This window comes from Aeromonas sp. FDAARGOS 1410 (assembly GCF_019048745.1).
Taxonomy (GTDB): domain Bacteria; phylum Pseudomonadota; class Gammaproteobacteria; order Enterobacterales; family Aeromonadaceae; genus Aeromonas; species Aeromonas jandaei.
Window position 1 is genome coordinate 3,238,820 of the sequence record NZ_CP077401.1, and the last position, 21,916, is coordinate 3,260,735.

Sequence of the window (21,916 nt, forward strand, 5' to 3'; positions counted from 1 at the left end):
TATAACGGCAAGCGACAGATATCCCTATCGGGAAACGGTTTTATATTGAAGGCCCGATAGTGAGTATTTCAACGTGATAACACCTTATTTCTCGAACGTCCGATTACGCTTCGCTAATCGAACCTACGACCAATTAAAAATCACATGTGCATCTAATATAGCTAAACCAAAGGATAGCCAATGAAAGCGATTGTTTTCTTCAATAACAAAGGAGGTGTTGGTAAAACAACGCTCCTGTGTAATCTCGCAGCATTTTTATCTATGAGAATGTCAAAAAAAGTTCTAATTGTTGATGCTGACCCTCAATGTAATAGTACAACCTATGTTCTATCCGATGAGCAATTAGAGAAAATATATGGAAAGACAAGAAGAAACAGCATAGAGTCCTTTCTATCTCCAATTCGGAGAGCAAAAGGATACTTAGATAAAAGAATATCACCTGAAAACTCATCACGTTTTAATGTTGATATAATACCTGGTGACCCGCGATTAGCATTAAGTGAAGACTTGCTTGCTTCTGATTGGAAAGGTGCAACCTCTGGTGATCCTAGAGGTTTACAAACCACTCTTGTTTTTGAACATTTGAAGCGACAGTATCATGAATATGATTATATATTCTTTGATGTAGGCCCATCATTAGGTGCCATAAATAGATCAGTCTTAATGGCATCCGATTATTTTTTGATTCCCATGGCTGTTGACGTATTCAGTTTAATGGCTTTAGAAAATATAAACCTATCTCTCAAGAAATGGAAGAAAGGGATAACTGAAGGGCTAGATAAATATCAAGAGGAGGAAAGCGAAACATATGAAATAAATGGCCGTGATTTTGAATGGAGTTTAAAATTCGCAGGCTACGTAATGCAACAATATAAAGCCAAGACTGTTAGAGGTGAGAAAGTTCATGTAAAAGCCTATGAAATAATATCTAAAAAGATCCCAGATAAAATCAAAGATGAAATTTGTTCAATCGTAGATAACAACGATGAAATCATTACCCCATTATTAGGTGAAATAGAAAACCTGCATAGTTTAGTGCCAATGTCACAAAACACGAAAGCCCCCATTTTTGCCTTAAAGGCTAGAGATGGTGTTGTTGGTGCTCATTTCCAAAAAGTACAAGAAGCTGAACGAGTCTTCTCATCTATAGCTGAAAACTTTGTAGAAAATATTGGGGGCTAAGATGATTCGTTGGCCAAAAGATGTTGTTAGTGATATAAGCAGGCGACGTTGCGTTATCTTTCTTGGTTCAGGCATATCCATGAATAGTGTTAGTGCTGATGGGCGAAGACCAAAAACATGGTTAAAATTTTTAGAAAGTGCACTTGAAAACATTCAACCGAAAGCTCATATAAAAAAACTACTAAAAGAAAGCGACTATCTCACTGCATGTGAGGTTATTAAACGAGAACTAGGGAAAGAAGAATTCACTCGCGTAGTAAAAGAGGAGTTTCTTACTCCAGGATATAAGCCTGCTGAAATTCACGAAAGAATATTTTCGTTAGACTCGCGAATTGTGGCAACACCTAATTTTGATAAAATTTACGAAACATACGCGAACAGCAAGGCACATGGTTCCATTGTTGTAAAACAACATTATGATACAGATGTAATTTCCAGTATACGAGGCTCTGGGCGGCTTATATTGAAAGTACATGGGACTATAGATACCCCTGACAATCTGATATTTACAAGAGCAGAGTACGCGCAAGCAAGGACTAAATACGCTTCCTTTTATGATGTCCTTGAAGCATTAGCGCTAACACATACCTTTGTTTTTCTAGGATGTGGAGTTAACGATCCAGATATTAAGCTTCTTCTAGAGGATACTCTTTTCAAGCATAACTGTAGCCGCTCTCATTTAATGCTATTACCAAATAGTGCCTTACACACATCCGTTATTTCAGTCATTCAAGACACGATGAATTTAAACATAATTCAGTATTCACCTAAAGATAATCACAAAGAACTATTAGACTCAATTACAGACTTAGTTCAACAAGTTGAAAATGAGAGAGAACAACTTAAGTTAAATATGAATTGGTAATTAGATAAGTTTTCATATCCCTAATAAAATATATTTAAAAACCGCAGCCTCGGCTGCGGTTTTTTATTCCTGATTTCTATTTCCCCAACCCCTTGCACTGCTCTCCCCCTGCGGCGGGATAGGCGGCGAGCGTCTCATAGAGGGCGGCGCGCAGGCTGCCGGATTGGCAGAAATCGCAGCTGCCGCCGGCGTCGATATCGGTGATGCGGGCGCCTTGCGGCCCGTCTTGTACCAGATAGGTGCTGACAAAACGGTAGGTGCCGCTGGGGGCGTCGAGCGGGGTGCCCGGCTCGCCAAAGGTGAAGCGCACCTTGACCTCGCTGCGATCCCGGCTGCCGGCGATGGCGCGTGACGAGAGGATCTCCGAGCCCAGCAGGTTATCCCAGGCGTTGGGCAGGAAGGGGTTGCCCTCGACAAAGGGGGGCTTCTCGTCGGGGGCCTGGCGGGTGGCTATTTCGCGCGCCTTTGAGGCGGCATTGAGCAGGCAGAACAGCTCGGGGGAGACGATAGTGGGCAGCGCGCCGCCAAGATCGCTCTGATAGAGGCCACTCGGTTTGACTTGGCGCTCCCAGTCGAGAAACTGGGCTACCTTGGCCTTGGCGCGGGCACTGGCGGCCGGATCGAGTTTGCCGCTGGTGGTGGTGCCCGCATGGGCCGGGGCGATCAGGGCCGCCGCAGAGAGGGCCAGTGCCAGCACGGGCCAGCTGGATATCTTCATGGTGCCATCTTCCTTATGTTCGCTTGCATGGGCCGCGCCTTGAACAACGCGCCGGGCCCTGAAAAAAAGAGCGCAGCCCAAGGGCTGCGCTCTGCGTCAGATCGTCAACCGGCGGCCCTTAGGCACGGCGCCAGCTGGTCTTGCCGGCGCTGTCTTCCAGCACGATGCCCATCTCGGTGAGACGGTTGCGGGCGGCATCGGCCGCAGCCCAGTTCTTGTCGGCACGGGCCTGATTGCGCTCGGCGATCAGGCGCTCGATTTCGGCAACCTCTTCATCCGCTTCGTCACCCTTGAGGAAAGCCTCGGGGTCTTGCTGCAGGATGCCGAGCACGGCGCCCAGCTCGCGCAGACGGGCGCCCAGCGCGGCGGCAACCGCCATGTCTTCACCCTTCTGGCGGTTGATCTCGCGCACCAGATCGAACAGGGCGGAGTAGGCTTCCGGGGTGTTGAAGTCGTCATCCATCGCCTCCTTGAAGCGAGCCACCTGCTCGTCACCACCGGCAGCCGCGGCTACCGGCAGATCGCGCAGGGCGGTGTACATCCGCTCCAGCGCGGCGCGGGCTTGCTTCAAGTTATCTTCCGAGTAGTTGAGCTGGCTGCGGTAGTGGCCAGACATCAGGAAGTAACGGACGGTTTCGGCGTCGTAGTGGGCCAGCACGTCGCGGATGGTGAAGAAGTTGCCAAGGGATTTGGACATCTTCTCTTTATCCACCATCACCATGCCGCTGTGCATCCAGGTATTGACGTAGTCGCCACCGTGGGCGCAGCAGGACTGGGCGATCTCGTTCTCGTGGTGCGGGAACTGCAGATCGGAGCCGCCGCCATGGATGTCGAAGTGATTGCCAAGGTGCTTGGAGTTCATGGCGGAGCACTCGATGTGCCAGCCAGGACGACCCGGGCCCCAGGGGCTTTCCCAGGTCGGCTCGCCCGGCTTGGACATCTTCCACAGCACGAAGTCCAAGGGGTTGCGCTTGGCATCGACCACGTCGACGCGGGCACCGGCTTGCAGCTGTTCCAGATCCTGACCGGAGAGCTTGCCGTAGTCGGCGTAGGATTCGACGATAAACATCACATCGCCGTTGTCCGCCACGTAGGCGTGCTCTTTATCCAGCAGGGATTGCACCAGCTCGATGATCTCTTCGATGTGCTGGGTGGCGCGCGGTTCGATATCCGGGCGCACCATGCCGAGGGCGTCGAAGTCGGCGTGCATGTCGCCGATCAGACGCTCGGTCAGCTCGTCGCAGGTCACTTGGGTCTCGGCGGCACGTTTGATGATCTTGTCATCCACGTCGGTGATATTGCGCACGTAGGTGAGGTCGTAACCGGCGTAACGCAGGTAGCGAGCGACCACATCAAAGGCGACGAAGGTGCGGCCGTGGCCGATATGACAGTGATCGTAGATGGTGACACCACACACATACATGCCCACCTTGCCCGGGTGGATAGGTTTGAATTCTTCTTTTTGACGAGTGAGTGTGTTGTATATCTTCAGCATCTTCTAACCACTGCCTGTGAGTAAAATGGTTGGTCATGATACCCCGTTCAGGGGCAGAAAACGAGGCAGAAAACGTGGCCAATCCCGCCTGCCAGCACGGTTACGGCGCCAGAGAGACTATGCCGCCAGCCCCTGATGGGCTAGAATTGCCACCACTTTATGCCATACACCTGCGGGCACTTCGTCGTCCGCATCAAATGAAAGGACATATCATGGTCACTCTGCACACCAATCACGGCGACATCACCCTCACCCTGAATGCTGAAAAAGCCCCGGAAACCGTGGCCAACTTCCTGCAATACTGCCGTGACGGTCACTACGACAACACCATTTTCCACCGCGTCATCGACGGCTTCATGATCCAGGGCGGCGGCTATGCCCCGGGCTTTGAAGAGAAAGACACCCGCGCCCCCATCAAGAATGAAGCGGCCAATGGTCTCTCCAACAAGATCGGCACCATCGCCATGGCTCGCACCATGGAGCCGCACTCTGCCAGCGCCCAGTTCTTCATCAACGTGAACAACAACGACTTCCTCGACTTCAAATCCGCCACCACTCAGGGCTTCGGCTACTGCGTATTCGGTGAAGTAACCGCCGGCATGGACGTGGTCAACAAGATCAAGGGCGTCAAGACCGGCAACTACGGCCGTATCCACCAGGACGTTCCGACCGAAGACGTGGTGATCACCAAGGTGACCCTTGCTGACTGATCTCTGCCGACTCGGCACTGACAAAACTGCGGCCCCGGCCGCAGTTTTTCCATCTGCCTCCTCCACTGCCACTCCGAACTGGCGCCGCCTCGACTATCTGGCCCACGGCAACCCGCGCCAGCGCTCGGCCCATGCCCTGCTCACCGCCGGGTTGTGGGATGAGCTGGCAGCGCAGTGCACCGATCTGGCGCTGGTGAGCACGCTCGCCATCGGGCTGGATCGACCGGGCAGCGATCTCGATATTCTCTGCCAGCATCCAGATCCCGCCGAGTTTGCCGCAAGGCTCGAGGCTCAAGGTTGGCTGGCGAGCGCCAAGGGCGACAATGTCTGGCTGCTGGAGCGCACCTTTCCCCGCCTCGACCAGAACTGTGTCGATTGCGATCAAAGCGAGGCCGGCTGGCCGCTGGAGCTCTATGTCACCTCCGCCCCCATCGAGACGCTTAATGGCTGGCGCCACCTCACCCTGATGGCGGCTTTGCTACAACGCTTTGGCGATGACTTCTATCACGAAGTGCTGCGCCTGCGCCTTGAAGAGGGACTGAAAGGGGAAGCAGCCATGTGCCGGTTGCTCGGGCTGGCGGGCGAACCTTACGCCGCCCTGCTGACGCTGGAGGGGCAGGATTTGGCCCATCTGGTGTGGCCCGCCGCTATCGCGACTCCCGAAGCGGATGCGACCTGCAGCAACGGCTCGGCCATGCGTACCCTCTTTATCAGCGACATTCACCTGTGCAGCGATCGGCCCGACATGACCGCCGCACTGGTGCACTTTCTGGCCAAGGAGGCGGTGGGCGCCGATGCCCTCTATGTGCTCGGCGATCTCTTCGAGTTCTGGATTGGCGACGATGACCCCAACCCGCTCCACCAGGAGATGGCTGACGCTTTTCTGGCCCTGAGCCAGCAGAATGTGCCCATCTACTTTATCCACGGCAACCGCGACTTTCTGCTGGGGCAACAGTTTGCCAAACGCGCCGGCATCACCCTGCTGGGAGATCCGTGCGTTATCGAACTCTATGGCGAGCGGGTGGTGCTGAGCCACGGCGATCTGCTCTGCACCCTGGATGAGGGGTATCAGAAGTTTCGTCGCATCACCCAGCTCAAGTGGCTGCGCTGGCTGTTCCTGCGCCTGCCGCTCGCCCGCCGGCAGGCCATCGCCCGCAAGATGCGCGGCCAAAGCCAGATGGAGAACGCCCACAAGAGCCAGCGCATCATGGATGTGACGCCTGCTGCAGTTGACGAGATGCTGCGCCAGCACGGCTGCAAGGTTATGATCCACGGCCACACCCACAGACCCGCCATCCACCACTTCCAGCTCGATGGCGCGCCTGCCCGGCGCATCGTGCTGGGAGACTGGTTCGAGCAGGGCTCGGTGCTGGTCTGCCGCCCCGGCGAGCAGCAGCTGGAGACAAGGCCGCTGGCAGCTGCACGCTGACCGCAGGTTCACAAGGCATCCGTAAAGAGAGGGGCGCGTCAGCAGTGACGCGCCCCTTGTTGTTTTGTTGCGGCAGCTCTACCGGTGCCCCCCGAAGCGCTGCACGCCGAGGCGGTGTTAGCGGCTGAAGTTGGGCTCCAGCGCATAGTGCTTGAAGCAGGCCTCCAGATTGCTGCGAATGGCCGGTGTCACGTTGATGAACTCCAGCCCGTAGACCTCGCCCTCTGCCTCCTGTTTCGACCACATCACTCTGGCGGTCACGGCCAGCGGCGTCTGGTTGCGATAGAGATCGATGGAGGGTTTGGGGGTGTATATCTTGAGCTCGACTTGCGCCTTTTTGGGCAATTCGAGGGACTGTACGGTACGCAGGCGCAAACCGGTCACGCTGAAGTCCTCGGTGATCGATTCATGGAAACTGCCAGCGGCCTCGACCTTCACCATCATGTGCTGATACATACGGGGGGCGCCGCGCAGCTCGTGTTCGGCGCGATCGACACTGCTGGCCGCCTCGAAGCGGAACTGCTCCATGATATCGCGCAGCTGGCTCGACTCTTCGTACAGGGTGCGGCTGATGATCCCGGTGGTCTGCACCTTCTCGGTATTCTCGGAGAGGGCGTGCAGCAGATCGTGCAGATGGGTATTGAGAGAGGCGAGCTTGTGCATCTGCTCGTCACTGGTGGTGCGGATCTGGTCGGCGGCCCCGACACTGCGCTCAATCTCGCCCATCAAGCCGTTGATGGACTGGCTCGCCTCGTGGGCCTTCTCCATGGTGAGGTGGGTGCGGGCAATCACGCTCTTCACCGTGGTTTCGTTCTCGCCGATCAGCTGGCTCAGGGTGGTGACAATCCCGTTAATCTCTTTGGTCGCCTGTCCGGCATGGTTGGCCAGCTTGCGCACCTCGTCAGCCACCACCGCAAAACCGCGACCATGTTCACCGGCACGGGCCGCTTCGATGGCGGCGTTGAGGGCCAGCAGGTTGGTCTGCTCGGTGATGGCAGTGATGGACTGGGTAATCACCTGGATCTTCTGGCTTGCCTCGCTCAGCTGGCGAGTCTTCTGCTCGGCCTGCTGCGCTTCGGTCACAGCGCGGCGCATCTCCTCGATGTTCTCGCTCATCACCCGGGTGCTGTTGTTGGCACTCTGGTAGGCAAGCTCGGCCTGCTGCCCGACCTGAGCGGCCAGACCCGATACTGCCTCGGCCGCACAGGAGAGATCGTTGCTGGCCCGGCTCACCTCACCGGAGTGGTGCTGCTCGGTCTGGGCCGCATCCGTGATGGTTCTGGAGATATCGGAGATCTGATAGGAAGATTGAGCCAGTTGGCGGGTACGCAGGTCAATCTGGCGCATATGACCGCTAAGCTGCTCGGCCATCATGCGCATGGTGCCCAGTACGCTGTTGCCACCAAAGCGGGTCTCGATCCTGACGGTCAGGTTGCCGGCAGCGATCTCGGCAGCGACCCGGGCGGCATAGTCCGGCTCGCCCCCCAGAGTGCGCATCAGATGGCGGTACTGGATCAGATAGGCCATTGCTACAAAGAGCAGGGAGACCAGCCCGGCCCCGAGGCTTATCCAGAGTGACAGGGCCTTGGCCTCGTCCCGACTGGCGATGGCGCTGGCTATACGACCGTCAAGCTCGTGGGAGATGCGATCGAGCTTCCCGGCGCCATTCTCGACCATGGCATCAAACCCGTCCGGACTGGTCATGATGGCGTTGCCTGCCTCCCGCCCCTTCTGGACATAGGCGTTGACCATGACGATCCCTCTCTCCTGCAGCTGCCTGACCACGTCCTGCATTGGCAGGATCTCGTCGGTGAGATCCGGCAGGGTGCGAGCCAGTGTATCGAGGTTTTTCAACGCATCATCACGATAGGTAGCCGCCTCTGCGATCCCCTCTTCGGTATCGCCGGTCACCGAGGCATCGGTCAGAAACTGCTGGATCTGCACCAGATCAAATCGGGTTGCCTGGAAGGTCGATTGAGCACGCTCCAGGAGGTCAACCTTCTCCTGGGCTCGCAGCTGGGTTTGACCACTCCAGATGGAGACCACAGAGGCCACCAGCAGCGGCACCGCCACCAGTATGCCGCCCTTGATCATCATCCACTTGACGGAGCTCCTTCTCACCGGTTTTTGCGAGGAGATAGCAGCCTCTTTCAGCTCGAAGGTGTTGTTGTGCAAGAGTCCTTGTGCGATAGCCATGGCGTCACCTCATGTGGTGGCAAATGGAAGAAGTCCTGTCAGCAGGACACCCGTAGCAGAGTGCCAAGCTCCTGTTTTCCAACGAGCAAACACCATGCCAGCCATTTGTCGGGCTTGTTTCGGTTATTTATTGTCAAAACGCTAAATAAGCCTCGGCGGTCACTCCCGGGTTCACCATAATGCAATGCAATTTGCAAAAGCTGCGTCAGTGCGTTGCCAACTGAGGGCAAGCTCAGTGACATACCTCCTGCGTCATAACAAGTCCGACAGCTTGTGACCAGCCAAGGGGTTGGAGCCCTTCGCATCGCCAGCCGCATCCCTATAATGTGCCCCTCACATAAACAGAGAGGAGTAACTCATGGGTTTCATCACCTGGATTATTTTGGGATTGCTGGTTGGCATGCTGGCCAAGTGGATCATGCCGGGCCGCGACGGTGGTGGCTTCTTCATGACCGCCCTGCTGGGGATTGTCGGCGCCATGGTCGGCGGCTATGTGGGCACCCTGCTGGGTCTGGGCTCGGTGACCGGCTTCAATATTTCGAGCATTGCCATCGCCACCGTGGGTGCCCTTATCGTCCTGTTTGTCTTCAACAAGATCCGCAGCTGACAACCCAACGCCATCTTATGTGTAGATAAACAGGGCACCGCGAGGTGCCCTCTCTTTTTTATCCTCCTCACGATTTTGCCAGCGGCAAGATCAGCCTGACCAACAAGCCCCCCAACTGCGGGGCAGGCAGCAGCACCACCTCGCCGTGATGGTAGTGGGCGATATCGCGTACCAGCGCCAGACCCAGCCCTGCTCCCGGCTGTTCGCTGCCCTGCTCGAGGCGCTGAAACGGCTGCCAGACCCGCTCTGCCAGCTCGGGGGCAATGCCGGGGCCGCTATCCTCTACCTCCAGCCAGATCTGCCCGTTGCTTCGCACCACCCGCGCCGTCACCGTGCCATGGGGCGGGGTGTATTTGATGGCGTTGTCGAGCAGGTTGGCACAGAGCTCCCCGAGCAGCAGCGCCTCCCCCGCCACCATGATGGCGGACTCCTCCCCCTCGTAACCGAGATCGATCCCCTTGCTGCGCGCCTGCGCTAGCCGTGACAGACAAGCCTGCTGCACCAGCGCCGTCAACTCGATGGGCTCCCGCTGGCGCAGCCCGGAGCACTCGTCCGATTTGAGCCGGGCCAGCAGCAGGAGCCGCTCGGTCAGGGCGATGGTGTGATCGAGCCGCACGGCCATGGCATCGAGACTTTCGCTCATCAGGGCGGGATCGCCACTGCCGCGCGCTACCTCAACCTGGGTTTTCAGGATGGTAAGCGGGGTGCGCAGCTGATGGGCGGCATCGGCGCTGAAACGTTCCTGCCGGGCCACCAGCTGACGCAAGCGGGCCAGCTGGCGGTTGAACGCCTGCACCAGCGGCCGGGTCTCCTGCCAGGGGAGCAAATCCGGCAAGGGAGCGAGCGTGGCGGCATCGCGTCGCAGGATCTCCCGCGACAGGCGGCGCATCGGGGTGAGCAGCCGCTTGAGCAACAAATAGGCGAGCAGCAGGGTGAGCACCACCAGCGCCCCCTGGGTCAGCACGGCCGACCAGAGCAGCTGCTGTGCCAGTTGCTGGCGGCCGAGCAGGGTCTCCGCCACCGTGATGCGGGCCATGCCGGTGACGCCCCCCTCGCCTACCGGTTGCAGCAGCATCACGGCGCGGATTGGCGCCTCCTGATAAATTTCGTCATAGAAGTAGGCGAGCGCCGGATAGCGGTCGGTCAGCGGCGTACCAACAGGCATCGGGGGCAGGTCATCAAAGCCGGAGATGACCCCATCGTCGATGCCGCGCACCTGATAGAAGAGGCGATCGCGCATGTTGCGCTCGAAGCTGTCGAGCACCACGTAGGGCACATCCACCTTGAGGATGCCATCGCTTGCCGTCAGCCGCTCGGCGACGGTGCGGGCCGAAGCGAGCAGGGTGCGATCATAGGCCGAGGTGGCCGCCGCCAGCGCACCGTAGTAGCTGTACCAGGCTGAGGCGGCCCAGAGGATCAGCAGGGGGCCCCCCAGAAACAGCAGCAGCTGATTGAGCAGGGAGCGACTAATGGGAGGCCTCCGGCGCCGCTTCCAGCAGATAGCCCAGCCCGCGCAGGGTGGTGATCACCACCCCGCTACCCACCAGCTTTTTGCGCAGCCGGTGGATATAGAGATCGATGCTGTCGAGCCCTACCTCGTCATCGAGATTGAACACCTGCTCGAACAGCTGCCCCTTGGCGACGGGGCGCCCGTGGCGGTACATCAGCGCGGTCAGCAGCGCCTGCTCGCGCGGAGTCAGAGCCAGCCGGGCATCGGCCAGCAGAAAATAGCCGTCGGGGTGCAGGGTCAGGCGTCCCAGTCGCAGCTCGGCGCCGCCACTTTCGCTGCGCCGCAGCAGGGCCCGCAGCCGGGCATCCAGCTCCCCCAGATCGAATGGCTTGGCCAGATAGTCATCGGCACCGGCATTGAGGCCGCAGATCCGCTCCTCCACCGCGCCGCGGGCGGTGAGAAGCAGCACCGGCAACCCCTGCCCCCGGCTGCGCAACCGGCCGAGTACCGCAAGCCCGTCGAGCTTGGGCATCTCGATATCGAGCACCGCCAGCGCGTATTTTTCGTGGCGCAGCAGATGATCGGCCCGGGCGCCGTCAGCCACCCAATCCACCGCGAAACCGGCGCTGGTGAGTGCCCTCGACAGCCAGTGGGCCAGTTCGTGATTGTCTTCTGCCAACAGCAAGCGCATCCCTATCCCCTTGTTCTTGACTACGGCGTGCAACCACAGTGCTGCAACTGCATCCATTCACTCTGCCTGAGCGGAACAAGGTGCGATCACGGTCACACTCCCGCCAATTGGTCAGCGATTGAAAGGTGAATGAAAGGTTGTTGTTTTAACAATTTCGCATCACTTCGTCCATCGACGGAGTCACACCGAGAAAAAACAACGACAAGATGGAGCACACAACCATGAAGCAACGCACACGTCATGCCCTCGCCCTGCTGACCCTGCTCGGCGCCCTGCCGCTGCAGGCGACCGAGAGTGTCACCGCCCCGAGCCGTACCGAATGTATCGCACCGGCCAAACCGGGCGGTGGTTTCGATCTTACCTGCAAGCTGTTGCAGGTGAGCCTGCAGGAGACCGGCACCATCGACAAACCGATGCGGGTCACCTATATGCCGGGCGGGGTCGGTGCCGTCGCCTACAACGCCATCGTGGCGCAGCGCCCTGCCGAAGCGGGGACTGTGGTCGCCTTCTCCGGTGGCTCCCTGCTCAACCTCTCACAGGGGAAATTTGGCCGTTACGGGGTGGATGATGTGCGCTGGTTGGCGGCGGTAGGGACCGATTACGGCATGATCGCGGTGCGCCACGATGCCCCCTATCAGAACCTCAAGGATCTGGTGAATGCCATGGCAAACGACCCCAACAGCGTGGTCATCGGGGCGGGGGCCTCCATCGGCAGTCAGGACTGGATGAAGACGGCGCTGCTGGCCAAACAGGCCGGAGTTGACCCCCACAAGATGCGCTACGTCGCCTTTGAAGGGGGCGGCGAGCCGGTCACTGCACTGCTGGGCAACCATGTGCAGGCGGTCTCCGGCGATCTGAGCGAGATGGTGCCCTATATCGGTGGCGACAAGCTGCGGGTGCTGGCGGTGTTCGCCAAAGAGCGGCTGCCCGGCAAGCTGGCCACCATTCCTACCGCCAGGGAGCAGGGTTATGACCTGGAATGGCCGGTGATCCGCGGCTTCTATGTCGGCCCCAAGGTGAGCGACAGCGAATACCAGTGGTGGAAAGAGACCTTCGATCAGCTGGTGAAAACCGACACCTTCAAAGCCCAGCGGGATCTGCGCGGCCTGTTCGAGTTTGACCTGACCGGAGATGCGCTCGACAGCTACGTCAAGACCCAGGTGGCGCAATATCGCGAGCAGGCCAAGGCCTTCGGTCTGGCCAAATATGAGTCGCAGCCATGAGCGATCGCATCTTCGCCGCCATCTGGCTGCTGCTCTGTCTGGCGGGGGCCTCCCTCGCCTGGCAGTACCAGAGCGAATACAGCTATGAGCCGCTGGGGCCACGCCCTTTTCCGCTCGGGATCCTCGGCCTGATGGCTCTCTGTGCCCTGCTCCTGCTGCGCCGCCAGCCGGACACCGTCAGCTGGCCGCCGCTGCGTACCCTGCGTCATCTCGCCATCATGGTGGCTGCGCTGGCCGGTTACGGCGCCAGCTTCGAGTGGCTGGGCTTTCCGCTGGCTACCGCCCTGCTCACCTTTGTGCTGGGGCGCCTGTTTGGCGCCTCGGCCAAAGCCGCCCTGCTCTCCGGCATCATCGGCGGGCTGGTGCTCTATTTCGCCTTTGACAGGCTGCTGGATGTCACCCTGCCCCTCGGCGTCTGGTTCTCTTAAGGAGTCAATATGGATACCTGGATGTACCTCTCCCAGGGCTTTGCGGTGGCACTCACCCCGGAGAATCTGGTAATTGCCCTCATCGGCTGCTTTGTCGGCACCGTGGTCGGCCTGCTGCCGGGCCTTGGCCCCATCAACGGCGTCGCCATCCTGTTGCCGCTGGCCTTTGCCCTGAAACTGCCCCCCGAATCGGCGCTCATTCTGCTCGCCACCGTCTATATCGGTTGCGAATATGGCGGGCGGATCTCCTCAATCCTGCTCAACGTACCGGGGGATGCCGCCGCCATCATGACCGCGCTGGATGGCTACCCCATGGCCCAGCAGGGCAAGGCGGGAGTGGCCCTCTCCATCTCGGCGGTCAGCTCCTTTGTCGGCTCCATGCTCGCCATCGGGGGGATCATTCTGTTCGCCCCGGCACTGGCACGCTGGTCGCTCGCCTTCGGGCCGGCGGAGTATTTCGCCCTGATGGTGTTCGCCATCGCCTGCCTTGGCAGCATGATGAGCCAGAACCCGCTCAAGTCCTTTATGGCAGCACTGATTGGGCTCGGGCTCGCCACCGTCGGGGTAGATGCCAATACCGGCATCTATCGCTTCACCTTCGACAGTGTGCACCTCTCGGACGGGGTGCAGTTTATCGTGGTGGTGATCGGCCTCTTCTCGGTGAGCGAGATCCTGCTGATGCTGGAGCACACCAGCGGCGGCGGCAAGCTGGTGCGCACCACCGGGCGGATGCTGTTCAACTTCAAGGAGCTGGTCTATTGCACCGGCACCATGCTGCGCTCCTCCACCATCGGCTTTTTCGTCGGCATTCTGCCGGGCGCCGGCGCCACCATCGCCAGCGCCATCACCTACATGAGCGAGAAGCGGCTGGCCGGCCCGAATGCCAAATTCGGCGAAGGTGACATTCGCGGCGTGGCGGCGCCAGAGGCGGCCAACAATGCCTCCGCCTGTGGCTCCTTTATCCCCATGCTGACCCTGGGGGTGCCGGGGTCGGGCACTACGGCGGTGATGATGGGGGCGCTGACCCTCTACAACATCACCCCGGGCCCCACCATGTTCACCGAACAGCCCGATGTGGTGTGGGGACTGATCGCCGCCCTCTTGCTGGCCAACGTCATGCTGCTGGTGATGAACATCCCCATGGTGGGTATTTTCACCCGTATGCTCTCCATCCCGCTCTGGTTTCTGGTGCCCGCCATCGCCAGTGTCTCGGCGGTGGGGGTCTATGCGGTGCACAGCACCACCTTCGATCTGCTGCTGATGGTGGGCCTCGGGGTCTTTGGCTACCTGCTGCGCAAAATGCACTTCCCCATGTCACCGCTCATTCTGGGCTTCGTGCTGGGTGAAATGCTGGAGCAGAACCTGCGCCGCGCCCTCTCCATCAGCAATGGCGACACCGCCATCCTGTGGAGCAGCGGCATCAGCCAGACCCTGCTGGTGCTGGCGATCGTGGTGATCGCCCTGCCCCCGCTGGTTCGCCTGCTGCGCCGCCGCAACCCAGTCGTGGCCGCCACAGATACCAGCGCAGAGCAAAGCTCCTGATAACCGGGGTGTTCTGCACAAAAATGCAAGAAGGGCCCCACCATGTGGGGCCCTTCTCATTTCATCTAACAGCACAAAGTTGTGCCAGAGGTCATGACCAAAGAAAGCTGTCAGATAAAGCCCGTCAACAGGCTGGACGATGCCACGCAAAAGGATGTGCAGATTGCTGATCGCAAAAATAGAGCAGCCGAACCGAAAAGTGCAGTGGACACATTGGCGACATTCGGACAAAACAAAAAGGCCGCTATTTTTAGCGGCCTTTGTAAGTCATTGATTTTAATGGTGCCCGAGGCCGGAATCGAACCGGCACGACGCGAACGTCGAGGGATTTTAAATCTGATTCAGCACTATGGCAAAACAAGAACTTACATAAAAATCAAATGGTTAGTGAACCAATGACAGCCAAAAATGACCACCCATTTAAAAGTTTGTCGCCACTCTGTCGCCACTTCCCATCACTCTAAATACCATCCGAGAACCAACTTCCGAAGGCTCTAGTCTGAAAATAACTGCAGGTACCTCCGCTTCCAAACACACAACAAAGTGATCAGCTACTTACCCCATATAATGAACATAGCGTTTCAAAGTTCACACCCAGTTGCTGAAGAGCATGTGCTTTCTTGTTGAAGAGAGTCCACAACAACTCCTTTCTTACACTTGAGTCCCCTAGGTGAATAGCTTTGTGGCAACACGGGCACAGCGAAACAATGTTGCCCAGCCGATCCAGGGAATCATATGGAAACGATGCTTGGTGTGACATCGGAATCAGGTGATGAGCCTCCATGAAATTTTGCCCAGTCACAGGCGAACGAAAAGTGTGATGCCTCGGATCAACTTCACAAGTGAAACCGCTCATTTCGATAGCTTGCTTCGCAAGTCCAGAATTTCTCGGATAGGCGGTATAACTCTGCTGTACAGGGATTCCTGCTTGAGTGGCTAGCAGGCTTTGCTGATATTGGTTGTCATCTATATCTTGGATGTAAATAGTTGAATTTACTTCCGATACATAGTTCAAATTACCCCAAAATGTATCCCAATCAGCCGCACGAATAAAACCCACTCTAGGAAACTGTTCGCTCTCTCGACAAAAAATAACAAAAACATCACCTGCATTCCCTAAGAAATCGATACTCCCCTGCATATAAAGACGGAGTTCATTCCCTGTACTCTTTGGATAAACGATAGGGATATGAATCATTGATGAATCAAAAATATTGTAAGGGTTGAAAATCGAAAACCATTGCCGAACAGACCGATCGTCAGTAACCCCGCCTCTACGTGCTATTGAACCCAAATCCATTTTTTGAGCGAGGACACTCTTTTCGTCCATGTCCAATGTCACACTTCTGTCACCTGTTGCTTCTCGCTCAGTTACAACTGAGTAAGCCCCACACGTGGCGCCCAAAAGCTGAAGTTGTTTACCACTCATCATCGCCATAACGCCGTCTCCTTAACGCCAAAAGAAATTCAAACCCAAGCCAGTCTCAATACAGAATCACCTCCCTGTATTACAGGGAAGACTGTAACCCTGTATTACAGGGATGGTCAACACCCTGTAATACAGGGTTGAGTAATGCATTGAAATATATGTATTTATTTTTCAATCAGGTCAAGCCGCATGCGGCGAGCGGGTTCAATCGTACCGCATCTTCCAGATGATCAGGGGCGAAGTGGGCATAGCGCATGGTCATGGCGATGGTGGAGTGACCCAGAATCTTCTGCAGCACCAGAATGTTCCCGCCGTTCATCATAAAGTGACTGGCGAAGGTGTGTCGCAGAACGTGGGTATTCTGCCCCGGTGGCAGTTCCAGCCCTGCCCGTTCGACCACCATCTCGAAGGCGCGATAACAATCACCGAACAGGCGGCCGCGCTTTCTGGGCAACTGGGCATAGAGCTCGGGACTGATAGGCACGCTGCGGCTTTTCTTGCTCTTAGTACGGGTGAAAGTGATGCGGTTGGGGGATACCTGAGACTGGGTTAACTCCTCCACCTCCGACCAACGGGCACCAGTGGCCAAGCAGAGTTTCACAACCAGCAGCAGATCGGGGTTTGGGCTCTCAGCGCAAGCGGCCAGCAGGCGCTTGAGTTCGTCAGGGTAAAGGAAGGCCAGCTCGGCCTCGGCCACCTTGTAGGCTCGCAAACCATCGAGGGGGTTTTCTCCCTGCCACTCCCCTAGCCTTTTCAGTTCGTTGAAGACCGCACGCAGGTAGGCATGTTCGCGGTTAACTGTGTTGGGAGTGACGCCCTGCTTCTCCTGATTGATGGCACGCCGGTCGGTGATATCGCCCGATAGCCTTGCTTCACGATAAGCGGCAAAGTCACGAGCGGTGAAGTTGACCGCCAGCGGATCACCGAGAGAGTGGCACACCGTCAACAGCTTGGATTTGCGGGCCTCGCCATCACGCAGGCTCTGGCCATGGCGACCAAACCAGAGTTCGACCAGATCAGAGAGGCGCCGGTCGTCTGTCGGCTCCCCCTGCCCTTCCAGCCAAGGTTTGCCCTTGTCCGGGTCCAGCACAAAACGCTCGAACGCCAGAGCCTCACCCTTGGTGACAAACTGTTTGCGGATCCTCGGCGCATTGGGGTTTTCCTTGCTCGGTCGCCCCTCAGGGTAGACCTCAGCAAGCCATTTACCAGATGTTTGCTTTCTTACAGCCATAGTCCCTCCACCAAAGACTGTAATTATATACAGGCATTGGTGATGATAGGGAGTGTTTAGATGAGCGGAGATCACACATAAAAAGGAGGCCACAATTTTGCGGCCTCCTTAAAACATCACAGATAACGATATGATTGTGGCGGGGTGGAGCCAATACCAAGCTCAACAAGAGGCAGAGGTTGCTCGTAGCGACGTACATCACCAATGCCGATGGCAACGGCTCTTTGACGGTTATCGTAGTAACTATCAAAAAATTTTTTATCAATTCCTGCGTAGGAGCGGGTCTTTTCCCATACAACCTCAGGGAGATCTGCTATGAGTTCAGACACGTCAAACTCACCGACAACACGACCTACAGGCATAGTAGAGTAAATCACGACTGATTTTATTCCATCGCGCTTAAATAGATTCTTACGGAACTCAAATTTCTTGGTTCCATCAAAAATCTTCTCTACATACTCAGGCTTAATTGATAACAAGACTTTCATCTACTTCACCCAGACGTAATATGGTTTCAAATTGGTTATTGGTTAACTCCATGAAACCCCAGTAATCACTTTCATTGAGTCCAACATTGTCTAATAGTGTACCACGAGTTGGCCTTTTGGGTAGAGCAATATTATAAGTAAATCTTATAATATAAGGATATCTTTTATGAGCATACATATTAATTAAATCATTTTTTGAGAAGACACTAAATCTTTCACAGTAGCCCAAGAATTCCTCTAATGATGAAAACTCTCGAATATTCCTAACATCTTCCACTACACATACAGATGTTGCGACAGCTCGAAAACGTGCCGGGCCTAATTTATCACTGGTACGATATATAACCAATAAATCGCCTTTTTTGGCCTGCATCACTCCTTGCATGGCACATATATAAATCTTATGGATACTATTAGTATATGATACGTCTTCAACTATATCAGCAGACTCATTATTCAATATAGAATCAGGGAACAGTCTCGTATGAAAGTCAGGATAAATTGCCAGTAAGAATTTTTTATTCCCAACCGTGGACACGCAGGGATAATCCAACAATAAATCTTGACGGCAAACCTTCAAGGTCCGAACATAAACTAGTTCAACACCATTTAATGTTTCTTTTTTTCCATGCAAGATAAAACCATAGCGCTCGAATATTTTTATAAGGTAGTCATGCTTTTCAAATACAGTTACATAAATATCGTCTGCATTTTCTCGAATTGCATAATCCAATGCCTTTTTAATGAAACGCTGTCCTCTTAGAGACCCTTTAGAGTTAAATTTAAAAGTCCCTATTTTCAGATGTCTACCATGTGGAAGTGGAGGTTCAACATCATCTACCGCATCTTCCATTTTCAGATACATAAACCCATCGATTTCCCTTGCATCGCTATAAAGAACATATGCGGACTCTCCTGCGATGGCTTTTTTCCTGAGCCAACCAGAAAACTCCTCATAGTCTTTCTTTAAGGTATCGAAAAAGCTATCCGCATGGTTAAAATTATCGAAGCGCTGATATATTAAATTGTCCACACAACCCCCAAAAAATCCATTCAGATGACTACCATACTGCACCGTAAAAATGACATACAGCACACCGAAATCATTCTGATATGATACTTACTTTCCACCTCTGATTGCTGTGACGACCTCTGCAACTTTGTTGTTTTTTATGACGGCCTCTATCATGGAGGCACTATTATCATTCTTATAGAGACGTACAGGATTATCAGCAAAATGCAATATTATATTCTCTAATAATTTACCACTCATCTCGCTATCAATCTGACCTGCCTCATCTTTATAGCCATGGTAAGCCATTGCTACGGCGACCTTATATGCATAATCCTCTCTTAGTCGAGTAACATGGTTAAATTGTTTAGCTGAAAACCATGCCAACCAAACAAGCGGTATTGATATGGAAATTCTTGATATTACTTCTGCAAGATTAATTCCCTTTGTAGAAAATACCGTTTCTACGAACCAAGCGCCAAAAACGGTAAGCGAAATTAATGAAAATGAAAACAGTGATATCCATCTGATTTCGGGCCATTTTAAGTCGTCATGTCTTTTCTGAAAAGCTGACGCCATACCCTCTTGACTAGCAAGCTTAAGAATTCCGTCTGCTTTTTTAACGGCATCATTAAATGTATTGTTTATATCAACTTCTGTTTTCTCTATCGATTCGAGCCGTTTGAAATAATCATTCAACATTTCAGATGCATTGCCATCAAATTGTGACAATACAACACTTATAGAATCTTTCTCATGTTCGAAGGCTTCACTAATTTTCTTTATAGTATGATCAACATCATTTATTTTATTTTCAATGGAATTATTCAGTTTGCTCGCTGTGGTACCATTAGATTTTTCAAATGCAGTAAAATATGACGATTTTCTCGACGCATCCAATAAATCCTCAAGGTGTTCTTCTGTTAATACCAATTCAGAAATAACACCATTGAATCTATGAGTGTTTTTTTTATCATTAAAATCTATTGGAACACCATTAAGATGCATCTGAGCATATAATGAATCGAATAGAGACGAACAATAATCCACAAAGCTATGTTCACCACTAAAAAATCTATTGAGATAGTCAGGTGAGTACACGATTACTTTCATCACCTTACTTACCAGTTCTATATACTCTATCCATACATGATAAAACGCTTCATTATTTCCTTCATAAGAAATAGAGAAATGTTTAAGCTCTAACAACCTATCTATTCTATTAAAAAGATTTTCGACATCTGAAACAATAACAAATGCCATATCAGGTGATATATTTGCAATTAAACTCGTAGGGCTGTCTCTATCATCTTTAATTTTATTTAGAGTTTTTATCGCTAATGACATCAAAGATAATGTGTATCTTGCCTTTCCGTATAGATACATAAAATTAACCTTTTATTGAAACAGGGCGCATCAGCGCCCTGTTTGTCTTTTTCTGAATATTCTGTGCTCTACCATCACGCCGATGATCTGGATGTGCTGCCGATCGGAGTGCATGGTGGGGTAATCGTCATTGAGGGGGACAAGTTCAAACACCTCTTGCCCATTCTCGTCGATGCCACGGGGCCGGTACTTTTTGAAAGTTGCCTCATTGCAGCCGTTCTTGGCCACCACGTAGTCCCCGGGCTGCGGCGCTTCGTCGGGGTCAACAATGATCAGATCCCCCTCTTTGAACTGCGGCAACATGGAATCTCCACGCAACCAAAGGCCAAAGCCAAACGGGCCGATCTCGCCGCTTGCAGATACGAACTCAACGTTGCCATCGAAGGTGGTGGCCTGCTCGCACATTTCGCGCCAGTTGCCCGCTTGGACATAACTAAGAATCGGGATCCGCTTGCCCGGCAGCATCACTGCCGGTTCGACGTTGTGATAACCAGGAATAGGCTGTTCTTCAGCTAGCTCAGGTGTATCCCCACTCCCTGTCAAAAGCCAGTCAACAGTTACCCCCAGCGCCTCGGCCAAATCGTTCAGATAACGGCCTTTAGGCTGGTTCAGGCCAGATTCCCACTTGCTGATTGAAACGCGGGTAATCCCTATTCGCTTAGCAAGTTCGTCTTGGCTCATTTTCTGCGCGCGTCTGCGTGCAGATATCCGGTCATTGATAGTTTCCATAAACCTAAGTTACCACCCCGCACCGTAACTAAAGCAACGAAACCGCTTGATCTCAAATCGACCCTTAAGTTACATTCACTTCGCACCGACACTTATAGAACGAAAATGAGAGGTGAGTAATGCAAAAATCTGAAGTGATAGAGCACTTCGGCACGGTAACAGCAACCGCGAAAGCACTGGGAATTTCACATGTGGCTGTCAGCAAGTGGGCTGAAAAAATCCCGAAGGGCCGAGCCTACCAAATCGAAGTACTGACTGGCGGCAAATTGAAAGCCGAACAGACTCAAACTGCGCAAGGAATCGCGTAACTTAAGCAACAGGAGGCCCCCATGATCATAGCCCCCATCCATATCGATACCCCGGTGTGCACGGTCGAGAGCTTCTCCGAGCGTACCGGCTTGACCCAACGCACGGTGGAGAACTACGTGCGGGCCGGGCGCATTCCCATCATGCCCAAGCAGGGCCGTGCTGAAAAAGTGCTGATCAACCTGGTGCTCTACACCCAGCAAGCCATGAATCAGCCGGGTCTGGAACCCATCTCGAAACCTGTGCGCACACCAAGAGTGTCGCGCAAGCAGCGGGATGAAGACCATGTTTGAACAAACTTGCAGCAAACATCCGCACTGGATCAGCGCCTGCCAGCGCTTTGCGGCGAACCACAACGTGGCCGAACTCGCCGACAAGGCAGGCATTAACCCGCAGACCCTGCGCAACAAGTTAAACCCCGACCAGCCCCACGAACTGACCGTGGCCGAGCTGATTGCCATAACCCAGGCGAGTGAGGGGGATGAAACCCTGTTCGACGGTGCCCTGTTCTGCTGTGGCTTGACAGCCGTGGCCATCCCCGAACGGGAGAAGGGCCCGAGCCTGGCCCATCAGGTGATCGACACCACGGCCAAGGTGGCCGGACTCGGCGCGCAGGCGCTGACAGTGGTGGAGAGCGGCCGCGTCACCAAGGGGCAGCGCAATGCACTAGTCGGTGCCGCAACGGCAGCAATGGGCAACCTCGCCCTGCTAATCACCGAGATCGAGCACAAATACCAAGCCATTCCCTCTCTGTCTTGTGCGCTGGATATGGCGCGCATGGCGGCCGGAGCTTAGGAGA

At 54.6% G+C, this 21,916-nt stretch carries 23 protein-coding genes and 1 pseudogene; 13 read left to right on the plus strand and 11 right to left on the minus strand.

Annotated elements, in window-relative coordinates:
* The first annotated feature begins 180 nt into the window (after positions 1–180).
* Complete coding sequence (locus tag I6L40_RS14940) at positions 181–1,182, plus strand: ParA family protein (protein ID WP_216994479.1); 1,002 nt, start codon at positions 181–183, stop codon at positions 1,180–1,182.
* Between the two features lie 79 nt (positions 1,183–1,261).
* Positions 1,262–2,047: an SIR2 family protein gene (locus I6L40_RS14945; RefSeq protein ID WP_182925680.1), complete on the plus strand. Its 786-nt coding sequence runs from the start codon at positions 1,262–1,264 to the stop codon at positions 2,045–2,047.
* Positions 2,048–2,123: 76 nt separating this feature from the next.
* On the opposite strand, the gene I6L40_RS14950 is transcribed toward I6L40_RS14945, so the two are convergent.
* Positions 2,124–2,765, minus strand: coding sequence for a hypothetical protein (locus I6L40_RS14950; protein WP_216994480.1), 642 nt, complete (start codon positions 2,763–2,765; stop codon positions 2,124–2,126).
* Positions 2,766–2,883: 118 nt separating this feature from the next.
* A complete protein-coding gene (cysS, locus tag I6L40_RS14955) occupies positions 2,884–4,260 on the minus strand; it encodes a cysteine--tRNA ligase (RefSeq protein ID WP_042082390.1) in 1,377 nt (458 codons plus the stop codon).
* Positions 4,261–4,472: 212 nt separating this feature from the next.
* On the opposite strand from cysS, the gene I6L40_RS14960 reads away from it, so the two are divergent.
* From I6L40_RS14960 to lpxH, 3 genes and pseudogenes are all read left to right on the plus strand, one after another.
* Positions 4,473–4,970, plus strand: coding sequence for a peptidylprolyl isomerase (locus I6L40_RS14960; protein ID WP_033115878.1), 498 nt, complete (start codon positions 4,473–4,475; stop codon positions 4,968–4,970).
* Positions 4,960–5,673 (plus strand): annotated as a pseudogene (locus I6L40_RS14965) (DUF4269 domain-containing protein); the annotation flags it as partial. The gene I6L40_RS14960 and the pseudogene I6L40_RS14965, both read left to right, overlap by 11 nt.
* Positions 5,665–6,399, plus strand: coding sequence for a UDP-2,3-diacylglucosamine diphosphatase (gene lpxH / locus I6L40_RS14970; protein ID WP_216995440.1), 735 nt, complete (start codon positions 5,665–5,667; stop codon positions 6,397–6,399). The pseudogene I6L40_RS14965 and the gene lpxH, both read left to right, overlap by 9 nt.
* 117 nt (positions 6,400–6,516) lie before the next feature.
* Here the strand turns inward: lpxH and I6L40_RS14975 are convergent, their stop codons facing one another.
* Positions 6,517–8,595 (minus strand): methyl-accepting chemotaxis protein, encoded by a 2,079-nt coding sequence (locus I6L40_RS14975; RefSeq protein ID WP_254204036.1) that lies wholly within the window; start codon positions 8,593–8,595, stop codon positions 6,517–6,519.
* A gap of 358 nt (positions 8,596–8,953) precedes the next feature.
* On the opposite strand from I6L40_RS14975, the gene I6L40_RS14980 reads away from it, so the two are divergent.
* Complete coding sequence (locus tag I6L40_RS14980) at positions 8,954–9,202, plus strand: GlsB/YeaQ/YmgE family stress response membrane protein (RefSeq protein WP_042031142.1); 249 nt, start codon at positions 8,954–8,956, stop codon at positions 9,200–9,202.
* A gap of 67 nt (positions 9,203–9,269) precedes the next feature.
* Here the strand turns inward: I6L40_RS14980 and I6L40_RS14985 are convergent, their stop codons facing one another.
* Together I6L40_RS14985 and tctD are read right to left on the minus strand one after the other, a co-directional pair.
* Positions 9,270–10,673 (minus strand): sensor histidine kinase, encoded by a 1,404-nt coding sequence (locus I6L40_RS14985; RefSeq protein WP_367948933.1) that lies wholly within the window; start codon positions 10,671–10,673, stop codon positions 9,270–9,272.
* Entirely contained in the window at positions 10,669–11,343 is a 675-nt protein-coding gene (tctD, locus tag I6L40_RS14990) for a transcriptional regulator TctD (protein ID WP_216995443.1), read from the minus strand. Before tctD ends, I6L40_RS14985 begins: the two co-directional genes overlap by 5 nt.
* 221 nt (positions 11,344–11,564) lie before the next feature.
* Here tctD and I6L40_RS14995 point away from each other — a divergent pair, with 221 nt between their 5' ends.
* The 4 genes from I6L40_RS14995 to I6L40_RS15010 all read left to right on the plus strand — a co-directional run bounded on the left by I6L40_RS14995 (position 11,565) and on the right by I6L40_RS15010 (position 14,935).
* Entirely contained in the window at positions 11,565–12,566 is a 1,002-nt protein-coding gene (locus I6L40_RS14995) for a tripartite tricarboxylate transporter substrate binding protein (protein WP_216994481.1), read from the plus strand.
* On the plus strand, positions 12,563–12,994 hold the full coding sequence (locus tag I6L40_RS15000) for a tripartite tricarboxylate transporter TctB family protein (RefSeq protein WP_104014490.1): 432 nt from the start codon (positions 12,563–12,565) through the stop codon (positions 12,992–12,994). Before I6L40_RS14995 ends, I6L40_RS15000 begins: the two co-directional genes overlap by 4 nt.
* Positions 12,995–13,003: 9 nt before the next feature.
* Positions 13,004–14,536 carry a tripartite tricarboxylate transporter permease gene (locus I6L40_RS15005; RefSeq protein WP_216994482.1) on the plus strand — a complete coding sequence of 511 codons (1,533 nt, stop codon included), beginning with the start codon at positions 13,004–13,006 and terminating at the stop codon, positions 14,534–14,536.
* Positions 14,537–14,629: 93 nt separating this feature from the next.
* Positions 14,630–14,935: a hypothetical protein gene (locus I6L40_RS15010; protein WP_216994483.1), complete on the plus strand. Its 306-nt coding sequence runs from the start codon at positions 14,630–14,632 to the stop codon at positions 14,933–14,935.
* Between the two features lie 148 nt (positions 14,936–15,083).
* Here I6L40_RS15010 and I6L40_RS15015 read toward each other — a convergent pair whose 3' ends face one another.
* The 6 genes from I6L40_RS15015 to I6L40_RS15040 form a co-directional block, all read right to left on the minus strand.
* On the minus strand, positions 15,084–15,974 hold the full coding sequence (locus I6L40_RS15015; protein WP_216994484.1) for an HNH endonuclease: 891 nt from the start codon (positions 15,972–15,974) through the stop codon (positions 15,084–15,086).
* A 166-nt stretch (positions 15,975–16,140) separates the two neighbouring features.
* Positions 16,141–17,196, minus strand: coding sequence for a site-specific integrase (locus tag I6L40_RS15020; RefSeq protein WP_216994485.1), 1,056 nt, complete (start codon positions 17,194–17,196; stop codon positions 16,141–16,143).
* Between the two features lie 116 nt (positions 17,197–17,312).
* Positions 17,313–17,684 carry an ASCH domain-containing protein gene (locus tag I6L40_RS15025; RefSeq protein WP_216994486.1) on the minus strand — a complete coding sequence of 124 codons (372 nt, stop codon included), beginning with the start codon at positions 17,682–17,684 and terminating at the stop codon, positions 17,313–17,315.
* A complete protein-coding gene (locus tag I6L40_RS15030) occupies positions 17,662–18,780 on the minus strand; it encodes a hypothetical protein (protein WP_216994487.1) in 1,119 nt (372 codons plus the stop codon). The genes I6L40_RS15025 and I6L40_RS15030 overlap by 23 nt, the downstream gene beginning before the upstream one ends.
* 24 nt (positions 18,781–18,804) lie before the next feature.
* Positions 18,805–20,082 (minus strand): hypothetical protein, encoded by a 1,278-nt coding sequence (locus I6L40_RS15035; protein WP_216994488.1) that lies wholly within the window; start codon positions 20,080–20,082, stop codon positions 18,805–18,807.
* Between the two features lie 30 nt (positions 20,083–20,112).
* The gene (locus I6L40_RS15040; RefSeq protein ID WP_139401286.1) at positions 20,113–20,811 is read right to left on the minus strand and encodes a LexA family transcriptional regulator; all 699 of its coding nucleotides are present in this window, start codon (positions 20,809–20,811) and stop codon (positions 20,113–20,115) included.
* Positions 20,812–20,930: 119 nt separating this feature from the next.
* On the opposite strand from I6L40_RS15040, the gene I6L40_RS15045 reads away from it, so the two are divergent.
* Genes I6L40_RS15045 through I6L40_RS15055 form a run of 3 tightly spaced genes read left to right on the plus strand, consistent with a single transcriptional unit; the run spans position 20,931 to position 21,912 of the window.
* Positions 20,931–21,119: a Cro/CI family transcriptional regulator gene (locus I6L40_RS15045; RefSeq protein ID WP_206901630.1), complete on the plus strand. Its 189-nt coding sequence runs from the start codon at positions 20,931–20,933 to the stop codon at positions 21,117–21,119.
* A 21-nt stretch (positions 21,120–21,140) separates the two neighbouring features.
* Positions 21,141–21,410 (plus strand): regulator, encoded by a 270-nt coding sequence (locus I6L40_RS15050; RefSeq protein ID WP_071911273.1) that lies wholly within the window; start codon positions 21,141–21,143, stop codon positions 21,408–21,410.
* Positions 21,403–21,912 carry a phage regulatory CII family protein gene (locus tag I6L40_RS15055; RefSeq protein WP_216994489.1) on the plus strand — a complete coding sequence of 170 codons (510 nt, stop codon included), beginning with the start codon at positions 21,403–21,405 and terminating at the stop codon, positions 21,910–21,912. The genes I6L40_RS15050 and I6L40_RS15055 overlap by 8 nt, the downstream gene beginning before the upstream one ends.
* The last annotated feature ends 4 nt before the right edge of the window (positions 21,913–21,916 follow it).

Bases quoted from the DNA above. Each gene is read 5' to 3' on its own strand.
- I6L40_RS14940 (WP_216994479.1), top strand. From the start codon at position 181: ATGAAAGCGATTGTTTTCTTCAATAACAAAGGAGGTGTTGGTAAAACA.
- I6L40_RS14945 (WP_182925680.1), top strand. From the start codon at position 1,262: ATGAATAGTGTTAGTGCTGATGGGCGAAGACCAAAAACATGGTTAAAA.
- I6L40_RS14950 (WP_216994480.1), bottom strand. From the start codon at position 2,765: ATGAAGATATCCAGCTGGCCCGTGCTGGCACTGGCCCTCTCTGCGGCG.
- cysS (WP_042082390.1), bottom strand. From the start codon at position 4,260: ATGCTGAAGATATACAACACACTCACTCGTCAAAAAGAAGAATTCAAA.
- I6L40_RS14960 (WP_033115878.1), top strand. From the start codon at position 4,473: ATGGTCACTCTGCACACCAATCACGGCGACATCACCCTCACCCTGAAT.
- lpxH (WP_216995440.1), top strand. From the start codon at position 5,665: ATGCGTACCCTCTTTATCAGCGACATTCACCTGTGCAGCGATCGGCCC.
- I6L40_RS14975 (WP_254204036.1), bottom strand. From the start codon at position 8,595: ATGGCTATCGCACAAGGACTCTTGCACAACAACACCTTCGAGCTGAAA.
- I6L40_RS14980 (WP_042031142.1), top strand. From the start codon at position 8,954: ATGGGTTTCATCACCTGGATTATTTTGGGATTGCTGGTTGGCATGCTG.
- tctD (WP_216995443.1), bottom strand. From the start codon at position 11,343: ATGCGCTTGCTGTTGGCAGAAGACAATCACGAACTGGCCCACTGGCTG.
- I6L40_RS14995 (WP_216994481.1), top strand. From the start codon at position 11,565: ATGAAGCAACGCACACGTCATGCCCTCGCCCTGCTGACCCTGCTCGGC.
- I6L40_RS15000 (WP_104014490.1), top strand. From the start codon at position 12,563: ATGAGCGATCGCATCTTCGCCGCCATCTGGCTGCTGCTCTGTCTGGCG.
- I6L40_RS15005 (WP_216994482.1), top strand. From the start codon at position 13,004: ATGGATACCTGGATGTACCTCTCCCAGGGCTTTGCGGTGGCACTCACC.
- I6L40_RS15010 (WP_216994483.1), top strand. From the start codon at position 14,630: ATGACCAAAGAAAGCTGTCAGATAAAGCCCGTCAACAGGCTGGACGAT.
- I6L40_RS15015 (WP_216994484.1), bottom strand. From the start codon at position 15,974: ATGGCGATGATGAGTGGTAAACAACTTCAGCTTTTGGGCGCCACGTGT.
- I6L40_RS15020 (WP_216994485.1), bottom strand. From the start codon at position 17,196: ATGGCTGTAAGAAAGCAAACATCTGGTAAATGGCTTGCTGAGGTCTAC.
- I6L40_RS15025 (WP_216994486.1), bottom strand. From the start codon at position 17,684: ATGAAAGTCTTGTTATCAATTAAGCCTGAGTATGTAGAGAAGATTTTT.
- I6L40_RS15035 (WP_216994488.1), bottom strand. From the start codon at position 20,082: ATGTATCTATACGGAAAGGCAAGATACACATTATCTTTGATGTCATTA.
- I6L40_RS15040 (WP_139401286.1), bottom strand. From the start codon at position 20,811: ATGGAAACTATCAATGACCGGATATCTGCACGCAGACGCGCGCAGAAA.
- I6L40_RS15045 (WP_206901630.1), top strand. From the start codon at position 20,931: ATGCAAAAATCTGAAGTGATAGAGCACTTCGGCACGGTAACAGCAACC.
- I6L40_RS15050 (WP_071911273.1), top strand. From the start codon at position 21,141: ATGATCATAGCCCCCATCCATATCGATACCCCGGTGTGCACGGTCGAG.
- I6L40_RS15055 (WP_216994489.1), top strand. From the start codon at position 21,403: ATGTTTGAACAAACTTGCAGCAAACATCCGCACTGGATCAGCGCCTGC.